The 19962-nt window shown below is 60.4% G+C and carries 22 protein-coding genes; 15 read left to right on the top strand and 7 right to left on the bottom strand.

The window, feature by feature from the left end; all coding sequences use genetic code 11:
* Positions 1-48: 48 nt before the first annotated feature.
* Positions 49-609: a helix-turn-helix domain-containing protein gene (locus CHH27_RS02605; protein WP_094070195.1), complete on the bottom strand. Its 561-nt coding sequence runs from the start codon at positions 607-609 to the stop codon at positions 49-51.
* Between the two features lie 128 nt (positions 610-737).
* Here CHH27_RS02605 and CHH27_RS02600 point away from each other — a divergent pair, with 128 nt between their 5' ends.
* The 8 genes from CHH27_RS02600 to CHH27_RS02565 all read left to right on the top strand — a co-directional run bounded on the left by CHH27_RS02600 (position 738) and on the right by CHH27_RS02565 (position 9087).
* Positions 738-1106, top strand: coding sequence for a hypothetical protein (locus CHH27_RS02600; RefSeq protein ID WP_094074473.1), 369 nt, complete (start codon positions 738-740; stop codon positions 1104-1106).
* 146 nt (positions 1107-1252) lie between these two features.
* Positions 1253-2923, top strand: a complete 1671-nt coding sequence (locus CHH27_RS02595) for a formate--tetrahydrofolate ligase (RefSeq protein WP_094070194.1) — start codon at positions 1253-1255, stop codon at positions 2921-2923.
* Positions 2924-3204: 281 nt separating this feature from the next.
* A complete protein-coding gene (locus CHH27_RS02590) occupies positions 3205-3909 on the top strand; it encodes a B12-binding domain-containing protein (RefSeq protein WP_094070193.1) in 705 nt (234 codons plus the stop codon).
* A 27-nt stretch (positions 3910-3936) separates the two neighbouring features.
* Positions 3937-4584, top strand: a complete 648-nt coding sequence (locus tag CHH27_RS02585) for a DUF1638 domain-containing protein (RefSeq protein ID WP_198338334.1) — start codon at positions 3937-3939, stop codon at positions 4582-4584.
* A gap of 113 nt (positions 4585-4697) precedes the next feature.
* Complete coding sequence (locus CHH27_RS02580) at positions 4698-5000, top strand: virulence factor (protein WP_094074472.1); 303 nt, start codon at positions 4698-4700, stop codon at positions 4998-5000.
* Complete coding sequence (locus tag CHH27_RS02575; RefSeq protein WP_094070191.1) at positions 4993-5886, top strand: 5,10-methylenetetrahydrofolate reductase; 894 nt, start codon at positions 4993-4995, stop codon at positions 5884-5886. Before CHH27_RS02580 ends, CHH27_RS02575 begins: the two co-directional genes overlap by 8 nt.
* Positions 5887-6840, top strand: a complete 954-nt coding sequence (locus tag CHH27_RS02570; protein ID WP_094070190.1) for a methyltetrahydrofolate cobalamin methyltransferase — start codon at positions 5887-5889, stop codon at positions 6838-6840.
* Positions 6841-7053: 213 nt separating this feature from the next.
* Positions 7054-9087: an ASKHA domain-containing protein gene (locus tag CHH27_RS02565; RefSeq protein WP_094070189.1), complete on the top strand. Its 2034-nt coding sequence runs from the start codon at positions 7054-7056 to the stop codon at positions 9085-9087.
* A 97-nt stretch (positions 9088-9184) separates the two neighbouring features.
* Here CHH27_RS02565 and CHH27_RS02560 read toward each other — a convergent pair whose 3' ends face one another.
* Complete coding sequence (locus CHH27_RS02560) at positions 9185-10420, bottom strand: APC family permease (protein ID WP_094070188.1); 1236 nt, start codon at positions 10418-10420, stop codon at positions 9185-9187.
* 72 nt (positions 10421-10492) lie between these two features.
* A complete protein-coding gene (locus CHH27_RS02555; protein WP_094070187.1) occupies positions 10493-11320 on the bottom strand; it encodes a DUF1194 domain-containing protein in 828 nt (275 codons plus the stop codon).
* A gap of 162 nt (positions 11321-11482) precedes the next feature.
* Between CHH27_RS02555 and CHH27_RS02550 the strand changes: the two genes are divergently transcribed.
* Entirely contained in the window at positions 11483-12304 is an 822-nt protein-coding gene (locus CHH27_RS02550; protein WP_094074471.1) for an enoyl-CoA hydratase, read from the top strand.
* Positions 12305-12358: 54 nt separating this feature from the next.
* On the top strand, positions 12359-12802 hold the full coding sequence (locus CHH27_RS02545) for a DUF3052 family protein (RefSeq protein ID WP_094070186.1): 444 nt from the start codon (positions 12359-12361) through the stop codon (positions 12800-12802).
* A gap of 216 nt (positions 12803-13018) precedes the next feature.
* Here CHH27_RS02545 and CHH27_RS02540 read toward each other — a convergent pair whose 3' ends face one another.
* A complete protein-coding gene (locus CHH27_RS02540) occupies positions 13019-13891 on the bottom strand; it encodes a GyrI-like domain-containing protein (RefSeq protein WP_094070185.1) in 873 nt (290 codons plus the stop codon).
* A gap of 170 nt (positions 13892-14061) precedes the next feature.
* On the opposite strand from CHH27_RS02540, the gene CHH27_RS02535 reads away from it, so the two are divergent.
* The 4 genes from CHH27_RS02535 to CHH27_RS02525 all read left to right on the top strand — a co-directional run bounded on the left by CHH27_RS02535 (position 14062) and on the right by CHH27_RS02525 (position 16582).
* On the top strand, positions 14062-14592 hold the full coding sequence (locus CHH27_RS02535) for a CoA-binding protein (protein ID WP_094070184.1): 531 nt from the start codon (positions 14062-14064) through the stop codon (positions 14590-14592).
* A 102-nt stretch (positions 14593-14694) separates the two neighbouring features.
* Positions 14695-14916, top strand: coding sequence for a hypothetical protein (locus CHH27_RS02530; protein ID WP_157738650.1), 222 nt, complete (start codon positions 14695-14697; stop codon positions 14914-14916).
* 131 nt (positions 14917-15047) lie between these two features.
* Positions 15048-15173, top strand: coding sequence for a hypothetical protein (locus tag CHH27_RS28460; RefSeq protein ID WP_256386420.1), 126 nt, complete (start codon positions 15048-15050; stop codon positions 15171-15173).
* 128 nt (positions 15174-15301) lie between these two features.
* Positions 15302-16582 (top strand): O-acetylhomoserine aminocarboxypropyltransferase, encoded by a 1281-nt coding sequence (locus CHH27_RS02525; protein ID WP_094070182.1) that lies wholly within the window; start codon positions 15302-15304, stop codon positions 16580-16582.
* Between the two features lie 61 nt (positions 16583-16643).
* Here CHH27_RS02525 and CHH27_RS02520 read toward each other — a convergent pair whose 3' ends face one another.
* Complete coding sequence (locus tag CHH27_RS02520; protein ID WP_094070181.1) at positions 16644-17177, bottom strand: dihydrofolate reductase family protein; 534 nt, start codon at positions 17175-17177, stop codon at positions 16644-16646.
* Between the two features lie 172 nt (positions 17178-17349).
* Positions 17350-18450: a COX15/CtaA family protein gene (locus CHH27_RS02515; RefSeq protein WP_094074470.1), complete on the bottom strand. Its 1101-nt coding sequence runs from the start codon at positions 18448-18450 to the stop codon at positions 17350-17352.
* Positions 18451-18511: 61 nt separating this feature from the next.
* Here CHH27_RS02515 and CHH27_RS28610 point away from each other — a divergent pair, with 61 nt between their 5' ends.
* Positions 18512-18817 carry a DUF2842 domain-containing protein gene (locus CHH27_RS28610; protein WP_371681870.1) on the top strand — a complete coding sequence of 102 codons (306 nt, stop codon included), beginning with the start codon at positions 18512-18514 and terminating at the stop codon, positions 18815-18817.
* Here CHH27_RS28610 and CHH27_RS02505 read toward each other — a convergent pair.
* Positions 18777-19772, bottom strand: coding sequence for a polysaccharide deacetylase family protein (locus CHH27_RS02505; RefSeq protein WP_208988447.1), 996 nt, complete (start codon positions 19770-19772; stop codon positions 18777-18779). The two genes, CHH27_RS28610 and CHH27_RS02505, sit on opposite strands and share 41 nt — an antisense overlap.
* Positions 19773-19962 lie beyond the last annotated feature (190 nt).

Here is a 19962-nt window from a genome sequence, read left to right as displayed (position 1 = left end):
CAACGAAGTGCTGGGAAACTGTTGTCGAAGGCGGCCACATTGCCGCTGTCAGAACTTCACCACCATCAGGATGGCGCGCGCTGGGCCGTCAACGGCGGTGATGCAATGAGGGACGTCCGCGGCGTAGCGGGCGGTGTCGCCCTTGCCGATCAGGCCCTTGGCGACACCGGAGGTAACCTCCAGCCGGCCTTCCTCCGCAACCAGTTGTTCGCGGGTGCCACGCTCATGCGGCTTGCTCTCCAGCTTGCCGCCCGCAGCAAAGATCAGTTCGTAGACTTCAAAGCGCCCCGTGTCCTGAGGCGACGACAGGATGCGGATCTTGCAGCCATCGCCCGCCCGATCCAGCGCCGGGGTCTGGTGCTCATGCAGGATTTCGACACGATCTTCCGCAGCCTCCTCGCCCAGGAGGCCGGCAAAATCGACATTCAGTGCGCGGGTCAGGTTCAGAAGCGTCGCAACGGTCGGATTGGATTCGCCGCGCTCGATCTGGCTGACCATGGAACGGGAGACACCGGATAGCTTTTCCACCGCCTCCAGGGAAAGCCCCTGGGTACGGCGTGCCTTTTTCAGGCGTTCGGGCAAACGGGCGAGAATATCTGAATCTGTCATTGCGGAACTAAAATCCGTTCAGCCGGATTTTGCAATTTTTCTTTTCACCGCCCCCGCTTCGCGGCAACCGTGTTACGGTCGCGTCGGCCGACAAGAACAACAAGCGGCTAAGTTTCGGGGGAGATCGCATGCCTGCATTGCCACGACTGTTTTTCGCAACTGCTGCCATCTTTGCACTGGCCGGCATGGTCTGGGGCATTCACATGTCCGCCACGACCGACCACACGCTGGCGCCCGCACATGGACATCTCAATCTTCTGGGCTTCGTCATGCTCTCAGTCTTCGGCGCATACTATGCCCTTGTGCCCCAGGCCGCGACCACCGGCCTTGCCAGGATCCACTATGGCATGAGTGTCCTGACGGTGGTCACAATGGCGCCCGGTATTGTGCTCGCCATCAACGGTACCGACGAGATTCTGGCCAAGGCCAGTTCGGTTCTGGCCGTGTTGACCATGCTGGTTTTCCTCGTCACCATCTTAAGAAATCGCACCGGCTGATCCGCCGGTCGTTTCCGGGGCGCATCCTGTCGCATTCGGAACATCCCGACCACCGTGCCTTCCCATAGCGTTCTGACCAATGTCGGGTCGCCGGAAAGGCGTATTCCCGACACCTGAATTTTGGCAACGCTCCGGAGAGAGAACCCATGGCCAGCGATATCGAAATTGCCCGTGCAGCCAGCATGAAACCGATCCAGGAGATCGGTGAGCGGCTCAACATTCCCGAGGAATCCCTGCTGCCCTATGGCCGCACGAAGGCAAAGATCTCCGGGGACTACATCGAAAGCCTCAACGGGCGCGACAGCGGCAAGCTCATCCTGGTCACCGCGATCAACCCGACGCCGGCCGGTGAAGGCAAGACGACCACGACGGTCGGCCTCGGCGACGGTCTCAACAAGATCGGCAAGAACGCCATGATCTGCCTGCGCGAACCGTCTCTCGGCCCCTGCTTCGGCATGAAGGGTGGCGCGGCCGGTGGCGGCTATGCCCAGGTCGTTCCGATGGAAGACATCAACCTGCATTTCACCGGTGACTTCCACGCCATTACCTCCGCACATAACCTGCTGGCCGCTCTGATCGAGAACCACATCTACTGGGGCAATGAGCTGGGCATCGACCAGCGCCGCGTGACCTGGCGCCGAGTGCTCGACATGAACGACCGCGCCCTGCGCGAAATCGTCTGCTCCCTCGGCGGTGTTGCCAACGGTTTCCCGCGTGAAGGCGGCTTCGACATCACGGTGGCTTCCGAAATCATGGCGATCCTGTGCCTCGCAACAGATCTGGACGACCTGCAGAAGCGTCTTGGCGACATCATCGTTGCCTATCGCCGCGACCGCACCGCGATCACCGCGCGCGAGCTGGAAGCCGATGGCGCGATGACCGTTCTTTTGAAGGAAGCCATGCAGCCGAACCTGGTGCAGACGCTGGAAAACAACCCGGCCTTCATCCACGGCGGCCCCTTCGCCAACATCGCCCATGGCTGCAACTCCGTCGTTGCCACACAGACGGCCCTGAAACTGGCGGACTACGTGGTGACCGAAGCCGGCTTTGGTGCTGACCTGGGCGCCGAAAAGTTCTTCGACATCAAGTGCCGCAAGGCCGGCCTGTCGCCGGACGCCGTGGTGATCGTCGCCACGATCAAGGCCCTGAAGATGAATGGCGGTGTCGCCAAGGAAGACCTCGGCGCAGAAAATGTCGACGCGGTCGTGAATGGCTGCGCCAACCTCGGCCGCCATATCGAGAACGTCAAGCAGTTCGGCGTCCCGGCCGTTGTCGCCATCAACCACTTCACCGCCGACACCGAAGCCGAAGTGCAGGCCGTGAGGGACTATTGCGCCGAGCTCGGCGTCGACGCGATCCTGGCAACCCACTGGGCCAACGGCTCCGCCGGCACGGAAGAGCTTGCCAAGCGCGTGTCCGAACTTGCTGAAAGCGGCGCGGCACAGTTCGCCCCGCTTTATGACGACAGCCTGTCGCTGTTCGAAAAGATCGAGACCATCGCCAAGCGCATCTACCGCGCCGACGAGGTGCTCGCCGACAAGTCCGTGCGCGACCAGCTCAAGCGCTGGGAAGCCGACGGTTTCGGCGACCTGCCGGTCTGCATGGCCAAGACCCAGTATTCCTTCTCCACCGATCCGCAGCTGCGCGGAGCGCCCACCGGCCACAGCCTGCCGGTGCGCGAAGTGCGCCTGTCGGCCGGCGCCGGCTTCATCGTGGTGATCTGCGGGGAAATCATGACCATGCCCGGCCTGCCGCGCGTGCCCTCGGCCAACCACATCAAGCTGGACGAGCAAGGTCAGATTGAAGGGCTGTTCTGATCTCGTCCGGACCAGAACAGCTAACTCGGGCGGATCGCAAGATCCGCCCTTTTTCTTTTCGGCGATCGGGCTGCCGCTCTGCCCCCCGTAAGTTTAGACAGCTACAAATCTTTCCCGACTCGGCTCACACTTTTTCACAAAGTTGCCGGTATCGCTCCCCTGTCGCGTAAGCGACTTGCCGTGTCGCTTTGGAGATATCGGCAAAACCGGCTTGAGGCATAAGGTTTTTCCTTAATTGATGGCCCTTACGCGCTTGTGGCGCGCCCTGGTGGAGCTACCCCATGTCTGACGAAGAAGATATCGATCTCGCCTCCCTGTCCGACGACGAACTTGTCGAACAGATGCATGACGACCTCTATGACGGTCTTCAGGAAGAAATCACGGACGCGGTCAACATCCTTCTTGAGCGTGGCTGGGCTCCCTACGACATCCTGACCAAGGCGCTGGTCGAAGGCATGCGCATCGTTGGCATCGACTTCCGCGATGGCATCCTGTTCGTGCCGGAAGTGCTCCTGTCCGCCAACGCCATGAAGGCCGGCATGGGCATCCTGCGGCCGCTGCTGGCCGAAACCGGTGCCCCGAAAGTCGGCAAGATGGTCATCGGCACCGTCAAGGGCGACATTCACGACATCGGCAAGAACCTTGTGTCCATGATGATGGAAGGCGCCGGCTTCGAAGTGATCGACATCGGCATCAACAACCCGGTCGAAAACTACCTCGCCGCGCTGGAAGAGCACCAGCCGGACATTCTCGGCATGTCCGCGCTTCTGACCACGACCATGCCCTACATGAAAGTCGTCATCGACGAGATGAAGGCCAAGGGCCTGCGCGACGATTATATCGTGCTCGTTGGCGGTGCTCCTCTCAACGAGGAATTCGGCGAAGCGGTTGGTGCCGACGGATATTGCCGTGACGCCGCCGTCGCCGTGGAAATGGCGAAGGACCTCATCGCCCGCCGCCACAACCAGCTTGCAAACAGAGGCTGACGAACGGTGTTTCGGGAGGCTGCCGACATGCGGGCGGGCGAGCCTCTCTTTCCGATCGAGACCGAAGGGGACGCGAACGACAAGATCGGCCGCGTCCTCGTTATTGCCTGCGGCGCACTGGCCCGCGAAATCATCGCGATCCGCAAGGCCAATCAGCTCGACCATGTCGACCTGACCTGCCTGCCGGCCCAGCTGCACAACACCCCTGACAAGATCCCCGACGAAGTCCGCCGCGTCATCTCAATGAACCGCGATGTCTATTCCGACATTCTGGTCGCCTATGGCGATTGCGGCACAGGCGGATTGCTGGACGTTGTACTGGAAGAAACCGGCGCTCGCCGCATCGAGGGCGCCCATTGTTATGCCTTCTTCACCGGGATCGAAGCCTTCGACCAGTTGGAAGAAGACCAGCTTGGGACCTTCTACCTGACCGATTTTCTGGCGCGCCATTTCCAGACCATGGTGATCGAGCCTCTCGGACTCGACTGGCACCCGCATCTCAGAGACATGTATTTCGGCCATTACACCCGCGTTCTCTATATGGCCCAGACAGACGATCCGGAGCTGGAGGCCGCCGCCCGCCGGGCCGCAGAGCGCCTCGGCCTGGCCTTTGAAATGACGCGAACCGGTTATGGTCTGCTGGCTCCGTTTGTCGGCGGCAGGGCCAACGACTGACTGTCGCAAAATCGACTGATGCGAGGTCGGTTTTTCACGCGCTGATGCCGCTATCAGGCGAAACGGAAATCGTGGCTTCCGGCAAACATGGGTCTTCGGAGGAAGAAGAGACTATGGCGCAGAAAATCATCGTTTACTGGCGGGACATCCCGGCTCAGATCCTGGTGAAAAAGGGACGCAAGTCGGCCCGTCGGGAGCTGCCGGCCATGTTCATGGAAGCGATCGATGCCTGTGCGATGCGGATCGGGGCCAAGGACAGCGACGCCTATATGGCGGAGTGGCGCCGCACCGATCCTGTCGATGTCTCTGACGATCTGGAAACGGAAGCGGATACGGCGCTCGACGACCTTGTCGCCGCTTATCCAAAAGAGCGACTGAAGACCTTGCTTGCAAGTGGAGGAACGGAACATGACTGAGCAGCGCCTGCTGGAAAACGGGCGGCTACCCGCCTCCACCGAAATGTCGCCGAAGCAGGTGGTCGAAAAGACCGAGCTACTGCAGACTATCCCGGCCGGCACACAGGTCTATGTCACCGATCTCGGCAACTGCCCCGAAGACATGATTGTCGACGCCGCCCGCGTCCTGCGCGACAACAAGCTGGTTGCCGTGCCGCACATGGCCGCCCGCCGTTATCCGTCTCTGGAGGCTTTCGAGCGCCGGATCAAGCGCCTGACCCAGGAAGCCGGTGCCACCGAGGTGCTGACCATTGCAGGGGAAGCCGACAAGGCCGGTCCTCTCACCTCCTCTGTCGCCCTCCTGGAAACCGGTCTTTTTGACAAGCTCGGCATCAAGAAGATTGCCGTGGCCGGTCACCCGGAAGGCGCGCCGGACATCAAGCCGGACGTGATCAAGTCGTTCCTGATGCGCAAGCACGAACTCGCCGCTGAAAGCGATGCCGAATTCCGCATTGTCACCCAGTTCGGCTTCGACCCGCACCGGGTCAGCCTGTGGCTCGACGAGCTGCGTGAATGGGGCAACCAGTTCCCGGTCCATGTCGGCGTTGCCGGCCCGGCCAAGATGACGACGCTTCTGAAATATGCCGCCTTTGCCGGTGTCGAGAACTCTCTGAACTTCCTGAAGAAGCGCGGCGGTGCCGTGGTCTCCATGCTGGCAGGTTATGATCCGGCCACCATGGTCGAGCCGCTGGAAACCCGTGTCACCAGCCAGCCTACGACCCAGCTGGCCCAGATCCATGTTTACCCGTTCGGCGGGATCCAGAAGACCGCGGACTGGCTGCATGGCCGCGGGAGCTGGTCCTTTCAAACCCCGTCCTCAACCCTGACAGCCAACGAGAGCGCATAAATGACCCGCACCGTTGTCGCATCCGCGACCAAGGAAATCATCATCGGCTTCGACCAGCCTTTCTGTGTCATCGGCGAGCGGATCAACCCGACCGGCCGCAAGAAACTGGCAGCCGAGATGGCTGACGGCAATTTCGAGACCGTAAAGGCAGACGCCCTGGCACAGGTCGCCGCCGGCGCCACCATGCTTGACGTCAATGCCGGCGTGACCGCGGTCAACCCGAACGAGACTGAACCACCGCTACTGGTCAAGACTCTCGAGATTGTTCAGGACCTTACGGACGTTCCCTTGTCCATCGATTCATCCGTGACCGCCGCCATCCAGGCGGGTCTGGAAGTTGCCAAAGGGCGCCCGCTGGTCAATTCCGTGACCGGCGAGGAAGAGAAGCTGGAAGCCATCCTGCCGCTGATCAAGAAATACGACGTTCCGGTTGTTGCGATTTCGAATGACGAAACAGGCATTTCGGAAGACCCGGATGTGCGCTTCGATGTTGCGAAAAAGATCGTCGAGCGCGCCGCCGACTACGGCATTCCGGCCCATGACATCGTGGTCGATCCGCTGGTGATGCCGATCGGCGCCATGGGCACGGCTGGCCAGCAGGTGTTCCGTCTGCTCCGCCGTCTGCGCGAGGAACTGAAGGTCAACACGACCTGCGGTCTGTCCAACATCTCCTTCGGCCTGCCGCATCGCCACGGCATCAATGCAGGCTTCATCCCGATGGTGATCGGTGCCGGCATGACCTCGGCGATCATGAACCCGTGCCGCCCGCAGGAAATGGAAGCCGTCCGCGCCGCCAACGTCCTGAACGGCACCGATCCGAACTGCCAGGAATGGATCATGACCTATCGCGACCATCAGCCGGCTGCCGCCGGCGCGACAGCTGCCCCCGCTGAAGGCGGAGCTGCTGCTGGCGGTCGCCGCCGTGGTGGCCGTGCGGCACGGCGCGCCGGCTGACGCAACAGCAAACACAGTTTGCGGTTCTCTCCCCTCCGCAAACCGGGTGGTTTTTCTCCAGCTTTCCGGTTGAGACACCCACCCCACTTCCCCTCCCCGCAAGCGGGAGGGGTTTTGCGTGTCGGGAGGCACGTTTTCCGCACCCCCTTTCGAGGGGAGTTCCGGCGGGCCTGGTCCCGCAACGTTTGAAACCGGTAGTGACAGATCGCAGCCATGACCGAGACAGACAGACACGCCAAAGTCGTTTTCCAGCCGAGCGGACGCAGGGGCACATTCCCGGTGGGAACGCCGCTTCTTGATGCGGCCCGCTCTCTTGGGGTTTATGTCGAGTCGGTTTGTGGTGGCCGCGGGATATGCGGGCGCTGCCAGATCTCGGTCTCCGAAGGCACCTTCGCCAAGGAGAACCTAACCAGCGCTGCGAAAAACCTGGAAGCGGCCACGGAAGCTGAAAACCGCTATGCCAGCCTGCGCAACCTGCCGGCGCACCGGCGCCTCTCCTGTCAGGCGAAGATCCTCGGTGACCTCGTTGTCGATGTCCCGACCGATGCCCAGACCAACCGACAGGTCGTGCGCAAGCGTGCCGAGGCCCGACAGATCGATGCGGACAGCGCAATTTCCCTGATCACCGTCTCCATTGACGAGCCGGACATGGAAACGCCGCGCGGAGATATTGACCGCCTGCGCGAAGCCCTGACAAGTGCGACCGGGCTGGCCGACCTGTGCATCGACCCGATCCTGTTGCCGGCCGTTCAAACAACCCTGCGCAAGGGACAGTGGACCGTCACGGCGGCCATTCATCAGGACCGGGGTGTATTGCCGACACTTGTCGCGCTCTGGCCGGGTGAAAAGAACGCCGTCTACGGCCTTGCGGTCGATATCGGATCGACCACCATCGCCGCCCATCTCTGCAATCTTCAAAATGGCCGGACGGTCTCGTCGGCAGGCACGTCGAACCCGCAGATCCGCTTTGGCGAAGACCTGATGTCGCGCGTCTCCTACGTGCAGATGAACCCGGCCAAGCTGCCGGACCTGACAAGGGCTGTTCGTGAGGCGATCAATTCCCTGATCGGCAAGCTGGTTGGCGATGTCGGCGCCGAACGCAGCGATGTGCTCGACGCCACCTTTGTCGGCAACCCCGTGATGCATCACCTTTTCCTCGGCATCGATCCGGTGGAACTGGGCGGCGCTCCGTTTGCGCTGGCAGCCTCTGATGCGATGGTGCTGAGCGCCCGCGATCTCGACCTGGAGCTCAATCCGGGCGCGCGGGTCTACATGCTGCCCTGCATCGCAGGCCATGTCGGCGCCGATGCAGCTGCAGCCACCCTTGCCGAGAGCCCTTACAAACACGACGAGATCACGCTGCTCGTCGATGTCGGCACCAACGCAGAGATCGTCCTCGGCAGCAAGAAACGCCTTCTGGCGGCCTCCTCGCCCACTGGTCCCGCTTTTGAAGGCGCGGAGATTTCCTCCGGTCAGCGCGCTGCTCCCGGTGCCATAGAGCGCATCCGCATCGACAAGGAGACGCTGGAACCCCGGTTCAAGGTGATTGGCGTCGACGAATGGTCTGATGAAGAAGGTTTTGCCGAAAAGGTCGACAGCGTCGGTGTCACCGGCATTTGCGGCTCCGGCATCATCGAGGCGGTGGCGGAGATGTATCTCGCCGGCCTCATCACCGAGGACGGCGTCATCGACGGCGCCATGGCGGCACGGACCAGCCGGGTCCAGTCCAGGGGCCGGACCTTTTCCTACCTGATTGCCGACCAGGACGTCGAGATCTCGATCCTGCAGACCGATATCCGGGCCATTCAGCTCGCCAAGGGCGCGCTCTATGCCGGGGTCAAACTGCTGCAGGACAAGCTCGGCACCTACCGGCTTGACCGGATCCGGCTGGCCGGCGCCTTCGGCAGCTATATCGACCCCAAATATGCCATGGTGCTTGGCCTGATTCCTGACTGTCCGCTTGCAGGCGTCTCAGGTGTCGGCAACGCGGCTGGCACCGGTGCGCGCATGGCGCTGCTCAATCGCGGTTACCGCCGGGAAATCGAACAGACCGTGCGGGATATCGAAAAGATCGAGACGGCTCTGGAACCGAAGTTCCAGGAGCATTTCGTCAACGCGATGGCGCTGCCGAACAAGGTCGACCCCTTCCCCAACCTGCGCGGTGCGATCGAACTGCCGGAGAAAAAAACACTCGTGGAAAGCGAAGCTGGCGGTGGTGAGCGCCGGCGCCGGCGCAGACGTGGCTAAAGCGTTTCACCAGGCAAATTCTCCAGGAAGAAGGCGGTCAGGTCGCTTCGCTCTCTGACCGCTGCCCTGGCCTGGTGCCGCCTTCTTCGCCGTCCTGTCAATGCGATCCTGCCAGGCCCGTTAGCAGCTGAAATCCGACAAGCGTCAGGCACAGCAGCGCACCGAACAGCCCCCACCAACGCATTCGCGACAGTTTTCTTTCCGGGCTCCGCCTGGCAAGGGCAAAAAGGGCGGTGTTGACCAGCGCAAACACGCTGAGTGTAATAAGACTGGTCGCTTCGGCCAGTCGGACCAGCGGAAACAGCAGTGCCAGGCCAAGGATCACCGAACCGACAAAAACCGTCGCTCTTGCCGGGGTCTGCCTCACCGGATCGACACCTGCAAACCAGATGGGGGCGATCCCCTCATTCGCCATGCCGTAGAGAACGCGACTGGCCATCACGATCTGCACCAGAATGCCATTGACCATCGCAATGGCGGCAGTTGCGGCAAGCGGTTTTCCGGAGTGACCTGAAACGGCCTCGAACAGTCGGGCCATCGGTGCACCCGACGTCACGATGGCTTCCCTGTCTGCCGCAAGCGCGGCAATGACTGCAAGCAGGACATAGACCACAAGCGTGATGCCAAGGGTCCAGTAAACAGCGCGTGGAACCGTCCTTTCGGCGGCAACCGTCTCTTCGCACATGTTCACGATGTCCTCAAAGCCGATAAAGGCAAAAAACGCCAGAATGCCGCTGGACAAGATCCCCATATAGACCACCGTCTCCTGTTCGGGAACGAAGGTCATGGCAACGGCCCTGGCATCTCCGAGCAAGGGCGCACCGAATGCAATCACAACGATCAGCGCCCCGAGTTCCAGAAGCGTAATGGCCGCGGCAAACAACACGCTTTCGCGCACGCCGAACCAGGCGACCGCAGACAATAAAACGATCACGGCCATAACGAGCAGCGTTTCGGGAACAGGAAACAGCGCCCCCAGATAGCCGGCAAATGCCAGGGCGATCACCGCGCTTGAAATGATACCGGTCATCACAACGCCGTATCCTGCAACCCGCGCAAAGACCGGACCTAGACCACGATTGACGAACACCGCCTCGCCGCCTGCCTTGGGGTAGCGTCTGATCAGGACCGCATAGGAAACGCCGGTGACCCCGGCAATGAGGCCCGCCAGCAGGAACGCCAGCGGGGCGTTGTCACCTGCGCGTGCCAGAACCTGTCCGATCAGCGCAAAGATGCCGGCACCAATCGTGACACCGACTCCGTAGAAGACAAGCCAGGGCAAGGTCAGTGCCCGCCTGAGCTTTCCCTTTCCAGTGTCTTGCTCTCCCGACATGGAGCCAGTCTGGACGAGAGCGCCAGACAATCCAATTGGGCGAAAAACGTATTCGGTCGCAGGAACGACGGATCAGGGATCCCAGAAATACTGCTCTCGTAGCCGCCGCCAGATCTTTTCGCCGACAAGGCAGTCATAAGGCTCCTCGAACGTGATCTGCGCTTTCATGACCCTGGGCGGCTGGTAAGGCATGCGTCCCCCGATCTCCAGGATCAGCTTGCGGCGCACGGCGTCGGGAAATTGTGCCCATTCGATCACCGGGATCACGAAACTGGTCGGGCCACCGATGACGCAGCGCCGGTAATACACGTCGAGATCCGGGATATTGAACTGAAAACCGATGCCGCCCTTGGTCATCAGCGGCAGTCCATTGATGACGTAGCCACGGTCAACCGCCGCATCGCGCGCCAGAGTGACGGGGGATCCCTGGTTGTTGGGGCCGTCTCCGGAAATGTCGATCACCCGGCGCGTTGCTACATAGGGGGCTTCATCCAGTAGTTTGGAGGCATACCGGATCGCGCCGGAAATCGATGTCCGCCGTTGACCATAGGTGGTGTCCTCCAGCACCTTGTCGGCAAATGCCTGTGCGTCCGCCTGCGTCTCGATCACCGACCAGGGCACGATCTCGCGGGCGTGGCTTTCATTGGCCCATTCGAACATCATCAGCGCAATCCGGCGATGTTCGCCCAGGTTGATGGCCCGCACGACCTCGGGACTGGCAATCGCGGCAGCATATCCCTGGCGCTGAATCTGGAGTTCTTCCGGTGACATCGATCTGGAAACGTCGACCGCCAGCACCAGGGCAACATCTACCCTCTCCTGTGCAGAGGCAGGCAGAAGAGGCGCCAGCAGGAGAAGCGCTGCGCCGACGAGAAATCGGAACCGGTGTGGCCTCCACATGACCTTAGGATACCTCAATTCCGCTGAACCGCCAGCGGCACGATCCGGCACGTCCGTAAACGAACTGTGATCGAAGCCACCGCAACGCAACTGTTTGCCGTTCACCCCGCGCCTGCCTTCCGCTATAAGGATCGCCAAGACAAAGACTTCAGGGAGCATTCCATGTCCGACACCGCCGCCAATGACGAAATCGAAAAACCGATGCTGGCGACCATGCTGCATGAAGGTGTCTACCGGATCGTCATGCAGCGTCCGGAACGGATGAATTCCCTGTCGACTGCCATGATGTCGGCGCTGTCCGGAGAGCTGCAAAAGGCAGCGGACGATCCGGCTGTCCGGGTGATCCTTCTGGGTGCCGAAGGCAAGGTCTTCTGCGCCGGTCACGACCTCAAGGAACTGACTGCAGCCCGCGCCGAAGCCGACGGTGGCAAGGCCACCTACGAGCGCATCATGCGGCAGTGTTCCGACCTGATGCAGCAGATCGTGCGGCTGCCCAAGCCGGTGATCGCCGTGGTGACGGGCGTTGCCACCGCTGCCGGCTGCCAGCTGGTCGCCTCCTGCGACCTGGCGATTGCGACAGACACCGCGACCTTCTGCACACCGGGCGTCAATATCGGCCTGTTCTGCTCCACGCCGATGGTGGCCCTTTCCAGAAACGTTGCCCCGAAACAGGCGATGGAGATGCTGCTCACCGGCGAAAGCATCGACGCTTCGACCGCCAAGGACTTCGGCCTGATCAACCGCATCGTTCCGGGCGACTACCTGGAACAGGTCGTGCAGAAATATGCCGAAGCGATCGCCTCGAAATCCGCCAAGACGCTCAAGATCGGCAAGGAAGCCTTCTACCGCCAGCTGGAAATGCCGCTGACGGACGCCTATGACTTTGCCGCCGCAACCATGGTGGAAAACATGATGGCCCGCGACGCGGAAGAAGGCATTTCCGCCTTCCTGCAAAAGCGCAAACCGGAATGGACGGACAGCTGAGGTCAAGGCACCTGCCGTAAGGTTTCGTTTCTGAAAGCAACTCCGGAGGGCTTGATGTCCCAGGCTGGCTATTCCGGTCGCCCCCTGTCGGCCAAACTGGGCTTGAAGCCTGGTATGACCTGCTGGCGGCACAACATGCCCGAAGCGATCGCAAACCTTCTGGGTGACCAGGCGCCGGAAACCAAACCTGTTGCCGGCCCCCTCCCCGGTCTCGAGTGTGCGCATCTGTTCGTTACGGAGCGCAGCGAACTGACAGACCTACTTCGAAAACTGCGAGGCCTCCTGGCACCTGATGGAATGATCTGGGTGTCCTGGCCCAAGAAGGCCAGCAAGGTACCGACCACGGTGACCGAGGACGTCGTGCGGGAGATCTGCCTGCCGATGGGCCTGGTCGACGTCAAGGTCTGTGCCGTCGACACGGTCTGGTCGGGCCTGAAGCTGGTTATCCGCAAGGAGCTCAGGAAAGAGCAGGCTGAGCGTCTGTCAGCAAAGGGCTAGGCGTGTATTGCATGGCTCTGTTTGTCCTCCCGGATGAAGCTTAGCCAAGCCCCAGGCCCCAGGACGTCCGGGAAGTCGATATTTCGTCGAACCGACAAGATGAAGTATCCTGGTACCCCGCTTTCGCGGGGATGACAGCAACGGTGATCGGTCAACTCTGGTTCCAGTGCAGCTGATCCGACTTTGCATGAGGGGCAGACAAACCCGGTGTCTGCCTCACTTCAACGGCAGAAAAATATCCGTCTCGGCTTCATGTTCGGGCACGTCCGGATAGAAACTCAAACGCTGGACAAAGAGCGGAAAGTCACGCAATTCCTCTCCGCTTTCCGGGAGCCAGTCACGATAAAGCGAGCGGATTGCAGCTTCCGCGAAGTCGAGAGAGCCGGAATGGCGGATCACCGCGCAACGCCCGCCGGGGATGGTTTTTGTGACCATGCCATAACCGTTGTCGGGCACTGGTGCTGAGACCGAACAGCAGAAATCAAACCGAAAATCTTCCGGCGGCGTCGCTTTCGGGTCGTCATAGAGAATATTGAACGTGGCGTGTCTGGACGGCGGCAGTCCGTAAGCCCGCCGCCAGGCGATGAATTGCTGGGCCGAAGCCGTCAGGCCGGTCTGCGGTCCACGATGTTCCAGGGCTGCGACCAGTGTCTCGGGAAACAGGCTGATACGTATTGTTTCCGGGTCGAGAGTTTTTCCGGGCATGAACTGTCCTTTCAGATCCAAGAGAGGGTCATAAGTCAGATGCCAGGTGGTCCAGTCGGGCCTCTTACGGAACGCTGTTGGGCTCTGGCCAAAGGCGCGTTTGAACGCACGGGAAAAGCTCTCCAGGTTCTGATAAGCGGCTTCATAGGCAATGTCGGTGACAGACTGCTCCGGGCGAAAGGCAAGTTGGTGCCCTGCCCTGTTGAGTCGCATCAGTCGCTGATAGTCGGCGACACCAATGCCCAGAAGCGCGGAAAACTGCCGCTGGAAGTGAAACCTCGAATAGGCGGCCTTGTCCGCCAGCAGGTCCATGTCAAGCGGATGGTCGAGCGTCCGGTCGATCTCCCTGATCACTCTTTCAAACCTTGCGCCGATGGCCGTCATAAGTTTCCTGTCCTCCGGGACTTCCTGACCTTCCCGTCTTAGCGTGCCTGGTCCGGCGCTGCCTGACCGCACATGCGCTCTTTGACATGTGACCTGTTGCCCCGGACGAAAGCCTTGCGGTTGCCAGCGATTTCGCCTTGGATAGCGCCCGAGTCTGCAAGGGATCTTTCATGAATCACGACGCCTATTCCGACGCCTATGTCAGCGCCATTCTGGACGAGGTCAAAACGGTGGCCATGATCGGCGCCAGCGCCAACAACGTGCGGCCGTCCTATTTCGTTCTGAAATACCTGCTCTCCAAGGGCTACGAGGTCTGGCCGATCAATCCGGGCCAGGCCGGCAAGGAAATTCTGGGCCAGACCGTCTATGCCTCGCTGGACGACCTGCCTGCCACGCCTGACATGATCGACATCTTTCGCAATTCCGAAGCCGCCGGGCAAATCGTGGACGATGTGATCGCCAGCGGACGTCTGCCCAAAGTGATCTGGATGCAGCTGACCGTACGCCATGACGAAGCCGCCAAACGGGCTGAAGCGGCTGGAATCAGGATGGTCATGGACCGCTGCCCGAAGATCGAATATGGCCGCCTGTCCGGAGAAATCGGTTGGGCCGGCGTCAACTCCAGGACGCTCTCCTCCAAGCGACCGGCGCTCAAGTCGGGCTTTCAGCATCGCGGCCTTTCCCGGGACAAATCTGGCTGAACACTGAAGCAAGACCAGCCTCGCGCAACGCTCCTGCTTCAACCTTTCAGGCGTGTTTCATTGGCCGGCGCCCCGGCGCCGGCCCTTGTCTGGCCCTGGAAGATGACATCCGATCCGACGCTCTTTACCTCGTTTGAATGGGTGCTGCTGGCCATGGCGGCGCTGGTATCGCTGACGATGTTCGCTCTCTTTTACAGGTCCGATCCAGATTTTCCTTTTGCCGAACAGGAGGAAAACTGGGCCAGGGACAGGGCAACGCCAGGAAAGAAAGCTTCCGTTGCCCCGGTATCTACCAAGAGAATGAACCCCGGAAAAGGACGCTGAAAAGTTTAGGGATCTTTTAGGCAAACTCTTGGCGAATTCGCGCCAAATCCGGTCGATTCCCTTTCCGTATTTTCAACAGGCACTCCTTAACCTTTCCTAACGTCATCTTTCTCGAACGGTTGGAGGCCGTCATGTTGACCGCGCTTGGCGACACCGCCCTGTTGGCCTGGAGCTTGCCGCTCATTGCAGTGGTTTTGCTATTTGGCGTCTATTTTCTGCTGAAAATCGAGTGTCGCAGAGACATGTCCGACCGGTAAGGGGTCCAAGTCGCACGACGGCGAAACCTACGTATTTTCAACGAAGCCCATCAATACAGAAAAACGTTCTTTGACCTGCCTTGTCCGTTCGGTCAAACTGGCCGCCAATCCAACAGGGAGGTCTGTTCATGAGCGAAAATATTCCAGGGTTTTCAACTCTTGCCATCCATGCCGGAGCGGCGCCGGATCCGTCCACCGGGGCCCGTGCGACGCCGATCTATCAGACAACATCCTTCGTCTTTGACGATGTCGATCACGCCGCCTCCCTGTTCGGCCTGCAGGCCTTCGGGAACATCTATACCCGCATCACCAACCCGACGACCGCCGTCCTGGAAGAGCGCGTCGCGGCGCTGGAAGGCGGCACTGCCGCACTTGCCACGGCCTCCGGCCACTCCGCGCAGCTGCTGTGTTTCCATACGCTCATGCAGCCCGGTGACAATATCGTCGCAGCCAACAAGCTCTACGGCGGCTCCATCAATCAGCTCAACCACTCATTCAAGAGTTTCGGCTGGGGTGTGAAATGGGCCGATCCCGCCGATCTCAACAGCTTCGAAGCGGCAATTGACGACAAGACCCGCGCCATCTTCATCGAGAGCCTCGCCAACCCGGGCGGTATCATTGTCGACATCGAGGCCATTGCGACACTCGCCAAGGCCAAGGGCATTCCGCTGGTGGTCGACAACACCATGGCAACGCCCTACCTCTGCCGCCCGATCGAACACGGTGCCGACGTCGTTCTGCATTCGCTGACGAAGTTCATGGGCGGTCACGGCAATTCCATGGGCGGCATCATTGTCGACGGCGGCAGCTTCGACTGGTCCGCCAGCGGCAACTATCCGCTGCTGTCCGAACCGCGCCCGGAGTATCAGGGCGTTGTCCTGCACGAGACCTTCGGCAATTTCGCCTTTGCGATTGCCTGCCGCGTGCTCGGCCTGCGCGATCTTGGCCCCGCCATCTCGCCCTTCAACGCCTTCATGATCCTGACCGGCATCGAAACCCTGCCGCTGCGCATGCAGCGTCATTCTGACAATGCCAAGAAGGTGGCGCTGCATCTGGGTGGTCATGACAAGGTGAAGTGGGTGTCCTACGCCGCCCTGCCCGACGACCCGCATCACAGCCTGCAGCAGAAATACATGCCCAAGGGCGCCGGGGCCGTTTTCACCTTCGGTGTGGAAGGCGGTTATGACGCCGGCGTCTCGCTGGTCAGCAAGGTGGAACTGTTCTCGCATCTCGCCAATATCGGCGACACGCGCAGCCTGATCATCCACCCGGCTTCCACGACGCACCGCCAGCTGACAGACGAACAGAAAACGGCGGCAGGTGCAGGCCCGGATGTTGTTCGGATCTCTGTCGGTCTTGAAGATGTCGACGACATCATTGCCGACCTGGAACAGGCCCTGTCCGGCTAAAGAAATCAAAGACCAGAGGCTCGCGTCTGAACGCGAGCCTCAAGCCATCCTTCGCAATCTGCTAGCGTTTCACTGCAAATTCCTGAAACAGGTAGCCGTTGTCATAGGTCCGCGTTTCCAGTTCGGCAAACGCTGGACACTGCACAGCCCCGTCAAACAACCGGGTGCCGGCCCCCAGCAGGACGGGAGCACGTTTCAGACGAATGATGTCGATCAGCCCTGCCGCCAGCAGCGCCCCTGCGACCACGCCGCCACCACAGAGGTAGACAGGTCCGGCTGAGGTCCGTTTCAGCTTTTCCAGTTGCGCAATGTCCAGGGCCGGCGCGACGGAAACCTCGGCCGATTCCGGTAACACCAGTGACCTTGAAAAGACGATGGTCTGCATGTGTTTGTAAGGATTTTCGCCCGGTTTCAGACCAAACCGGTACCCGAACTCGTAGGTGTGGCGTCCCATGATGGCAACGGCGTACTGAGCCAAGCGCGCAAAATAGTCGTCCACGACAGGTCCCTCATGGGCGAAACCTGAAATGTCGCCGCCAGGACCAGCAATAAAGCCGTCAATAGAGACAGCCACGTCATAAATGATGGGTTGCATGATGTGCTCCGCAAGTAAAACCAATGTGGCCGAAGGCCATGTTCAATGGGGTTTTACTTGTTCATCGTCGGAGCACTCCTCTTTGGGCAATTCCTAGCAACAGACCCGGCACAGGGTCAAGATCCGCTCGAAACGAGCTCTCCCCCGCGCCTTGTACCGTTGGCTAAGCGTGTCAGCTTCTGATCGGGTAACTCCCGCGAAGCACGGCCAGATATTCCACGCAGGCTGCCAGGACGACCACCGCGAACCCCTGATGGATCAGCGCGATCGATAAAGGCACATGCCAGATCAGGGTCAGAATGCCGAAGACGGCCTGCAGCAGGATGAACGCACCGATATGCGCCCCCGCACGCCGCAGTTCCTTGCGCTGGCTGAGCCGCAACGTCCCGACCGTCAGGACAAGGCCGGCAACGATCAGGAGATAGGCAGTCACGCGGTGCTGGAACTGCACCGTCATCACGTTTTCAAAGAAGTTCAGCCAGGCCGGCTGCATGGCGAGCAGGCCCTTGGGGATGATCTGCCCATCCATCAGCGGCCAGGTGTTGAACGTAAGACCCGCATTGAGGCCGGCGACCAGACCGCCAAGGAAGATCTGCACAAACACAAGCGCCAGAACCAGCTTGCCGATCATGTCGAGCCGGTCCCGTTCAAACGGATCCGGCTCCGCGAGCGGTGCGAGCCTGCGGGCGATCCAGTAGAGATAGGCAAAGATGATCAAGGCCAGGGTCAGATGGGTGGCCAGCCTGTACTGGCTGACATCCACGCGATCGACAAGGCCGGAGGCCACCATCCACCAGCCGACAAACCCCTGCAGACCGCCAAGAGCAAGACCGGCCACCAGTCTTGGCTTCAGCCAGGGCTCGATCCGCCCCATTGCCCAGAAGGCCACCATTGGCACAAAAAACGCCACGCCGATGAAACGTCCGAGCAGGCGATGTCCCCATTCCCACCAGAAGATGAACTTGAACTCCTCAAGGCTCATGCCCTTGTTGATGAGCTGGTATTCGGGAATCTGGCGATACTTTTCGAGTTCTTCTTCCCATTCGGCTTCCGTCAGCGGCGGGATCACGCCGTGAATCGGCTTCCATTCCGTGATCGAGAGGCCGGACTCGGTCAGTCGCGTGGCGCCGCCAACGACGACCATCGCCAGAATCAGGGCACAGACAAAATAGAGCCACCAGCGGATCAGAGCCCGGTCACGCCGGATCTTTTGCTGTCTGGCAGGAGAGACAAAGCCCTGCCCGGAAAGTGCGCTGTCGGCATTTGCAGTCATGAACCGGTCCCGGATTGCTGTCGATGGATTTGACCTTTTGCGAGCGGAGATATAGGTGCATATGCAGGACGGCAAGCGGTCCGGGACACTTTGCGGCAAAAGGTCCCTCATTCCGCGCCATTTTTCTCAAATTCAACGGACAGGCCCTGACATGGTCCCATCGTTTCGCAGATTTGTCGGCATGGTCGTGCTGGTAGTGTTTGTAATTGTCTATGCGTTCACGGCGATGGTGATCGGCGATTTGAAACTCCAGCAAGCCTCGTTCGTGGTGCAGCTGATCTATTTCGCCGTTGCAGGTCTTGCCTGGGTGATCCCGGCTGGCGCCATTATCTGGTGGATGCAAAAAGACGGGAGAAACCGGACTTGACGCCGAAGCCTGTCGCGGCCCACCGGGCCATGCGATAGAGCGCGAATGGCGCGCCGGTCAGGTATTGATCGACCACGGACGGGTCCTGGAAACGCCCGTTGAGCGAGACGCGCGGCAGCATCATCGGATCGCGCGCGTTTACCGATTGCAGCACCCCCGGAAGCGTCGTGACCGACGACGAAAACCCGATATCCCTGGCGATGTCCGCATCCCGCTGACCGACCGCATAGACCTTGCCATAGGGATAGGCGAAATGTTTCGGTCGGCGCCCGAGTTCCTGCTCCAGCCGTACCACACCCTTTTGAACGTCTGCCCTCGCCTCCTGCGTCTCCATGCGCGCCATTGCAAAATGGTCGTGCGTATGAGCGCCGATGGTCACAAGGTCGTCGTCGGCCAGGGACCGAAGTTCGTCCCAGGTCATCACCAGTTCGTCGGCAAGTGCCTTCAGGTCGAGGTTGTACCTGTCTGCGAGCGCGCGGATGATCATGCGCTGCTCCCGCTCACCGACTTCCAGCGTCAGGTAGTCCATGATTCTTTCAAAGCAGGAATTCTTTTCCGCAGCAGATCGGCAGGACAGCCCGCCAGCTGCGCCCGCCTGCGTGAAGACGACTTCTTCGTTGGCCGCAATGATCCGTTCCAGCGCCACCCACCACAATTCGCTTGTGCGGTCGACAAGACCCGTGGTCACAAAAATCGTGAACGGCGCCTCCAGTTCCTTCAGAACAGGATAGGCCACGTCCAGGTTGTCCCTGTAGCCATCATCAAAGGTCAGGACCGCGTAGCGCCGATGGCCATAGCCTGACTTGAGCAGGTCAACGGCCTCGTCCATCGAGATGATTTCGTAGCCATTCGCGCGGATCCGCTCGACTGCGGCGCGCAGAAACTCAGGGGAAATCTCGAGATGACGGTTGGGCTGAAAGGCATCGCTGCGTTCGGGCCGAACGTGATGCATCATGAACACGGCGCCACAACCTTGCGTGATAGGTGCCAGCAGACGCCCCAGCCCTGTTCCTTTCAGAACGCTGAACGCACGTGTGACTGCCTTTTGCCGCATTCCCATTTGGCTGTAATGCCCACCTTGAAAGAAGGTGCCAGTAAGGCACGGTTTCTTTAATAATTATTGCTAAATCTATCGAGACTTAATC

This window comes from Labrenzia sp. VG12, from assembly GCF_002237595.1.
Lineage (GTDB): Bacteria > Pseudomonadota > Alphaproteobacteria > Rhizobiales > Stappiaceae > Roseibium.
This window is presented reverse-complemented; position numbering and strand designations above follow the sequence as displayed.

Coding starts and splice junctions, on each gene's coding strand:
- CHH27_RS02550 (WP_094074471.1), top strand. CDS start 11,483: ATGTCCGACACCGCCGCCAATGACGAAATCGAAAAACCGATGCTGGCG.
- CHH27_RS02555 (WP_094070187.1), bottom strand. CDS start 11,320: ATGTGGAGGCCACACCGGTTCCGATTTCTCGTCGGCGCAGCGCTTCTC.
- CHH27_RS02530 (WP_157738650.1), top strand. CDS start 14,695: ATGACATCCGATCCGACGCTCTTTACCTCGTTTGAATGGGTGCTGCTG.
- CHH27_RS02605 (WP_094070195.1), bottom strand. CDS start 609: ATGACAGATTCAGATATTCTCGCCCGTTTGCCCGAACGCCTGAAAAAG.
- CHH27_RS02560 (WP_094070188.1), bottom strand. CDS start 10,420: ATGTCGGGAGAGCAAGACACTGGAAAGGGAAAGCTCAGGCGGGCACTG.
- CHH27_RS02585 (WP_198338334.1), top strand. CDS start 3,937: ATGCGGGCGGGCGAGCCTCTCTTTCCGATCGAGACCGAAGGGGACGCG.
- CHH27_RS02520 (WP_094070181.1), bottom strand. CDS start 17,177: ATGCAACCCATCATTTATGACGTGGCTGTCTCTATTGACGGCTTTATT.
- CHH27_RS28610 (WP_371681870.1), top strand. CDS start 18,512: ATGCAGGACGGCAAGCGGTCCGGGACACTTTGCGGCAAAAGGTCCCTC.
- CHH27_RS02570 (WP_094070190.1), top strand. CDS start 5,887: ATGACCCGCACCGTTGTCGCATCCGCGACCAAGGAAATCATCATCGGC.
- CHH27_RS02590 (WP_094070193.1), top strand. CDS start 3,205: ATGTCTGACGAAGAAGATATCGATCTCGCCTCCCTGTCCGACGACGAA.
- CHH27_RS02540 (WP_094070185.1), bottom strand. CDS start 13,891: ATGACGGCCATCGGCGCAAGGTTTGAAAGAGTGATCAGGGAGATCGAC.
- CHH27_RS02505 (WP_208988447.1), bottom strand. CDS start 19,772: ATGATGCATCACGTTCGGCCCGAACGCAGCGATGCCTTTCAGCCCAAC.
- CHH27_RS28460 (WP_256386420.1), top strand. CDS start 15,048: ATGTTGACCGCGCTTGGCGACACCGCCCTGTTGGCCTGGAGCTTGCCG.
- CHH27_RS02525 (WP_094070182.1), top strand. CDS start 15,302: ATGAGCGAAAATATTCCAGGGTTTTCAACTCTTGCCATCCATGCCGGA.
- CHH27_RS02565 (WP_094070189.1), top strand. CDS start 7,054: ATGACCGAGACAGACAGACACGCCAAAGTCGTTTTCCAGCCGAGCGGA.
- CHH27_RS02575 (WP_094070191.1), top strand. CDS start 4,993: ATGACTGAGCAGCGCCTGCTGGAAAACGGGCGGCTACCCGCCTCCACC.
- CHH27_RS02595 (WP_094070194.1), top strand. CDS start 1,253: ATGGCCAGCGATATCGAAATTGCCCGTGCAGCCAGCATGAAACCGATC.
- CHH27_RS02535 (WP_094070184.1), top strand. CDS start 14,062: ATGAATCACGACGCCTATTCCGACGCCTATGTCAGCGCCATTCTGGAC.
- CHH27_RS02545 (WP_094070186.1), top strand. CDS start 12,359: ATGTCCCAGGCTGGCTATTCCGGTCGCCCCCTGTCGGCCAAACTGGGC.
- CHH27_RS02600 (WP_094074473.1), top strand. CDS start 738: ATGCCTGCATTGCCACGACTGTTTTTCGCAACTGCTGCCATCTTTGCA.
- CHH27_RS02515 (WP_094074470.1), bottom strand. CDS start 18,450: ATGACTGCAAATGCCGACAGCGCACTTTCCGGGCAGGGCTTTGTCTCT.
- CHH27_RS02580 (WP_094074472.1), top strand. CDS start 4,698: ATGGCGCAGAAAATCATCGTTTACTGGCGGGACATCCCGGCTCAGATC.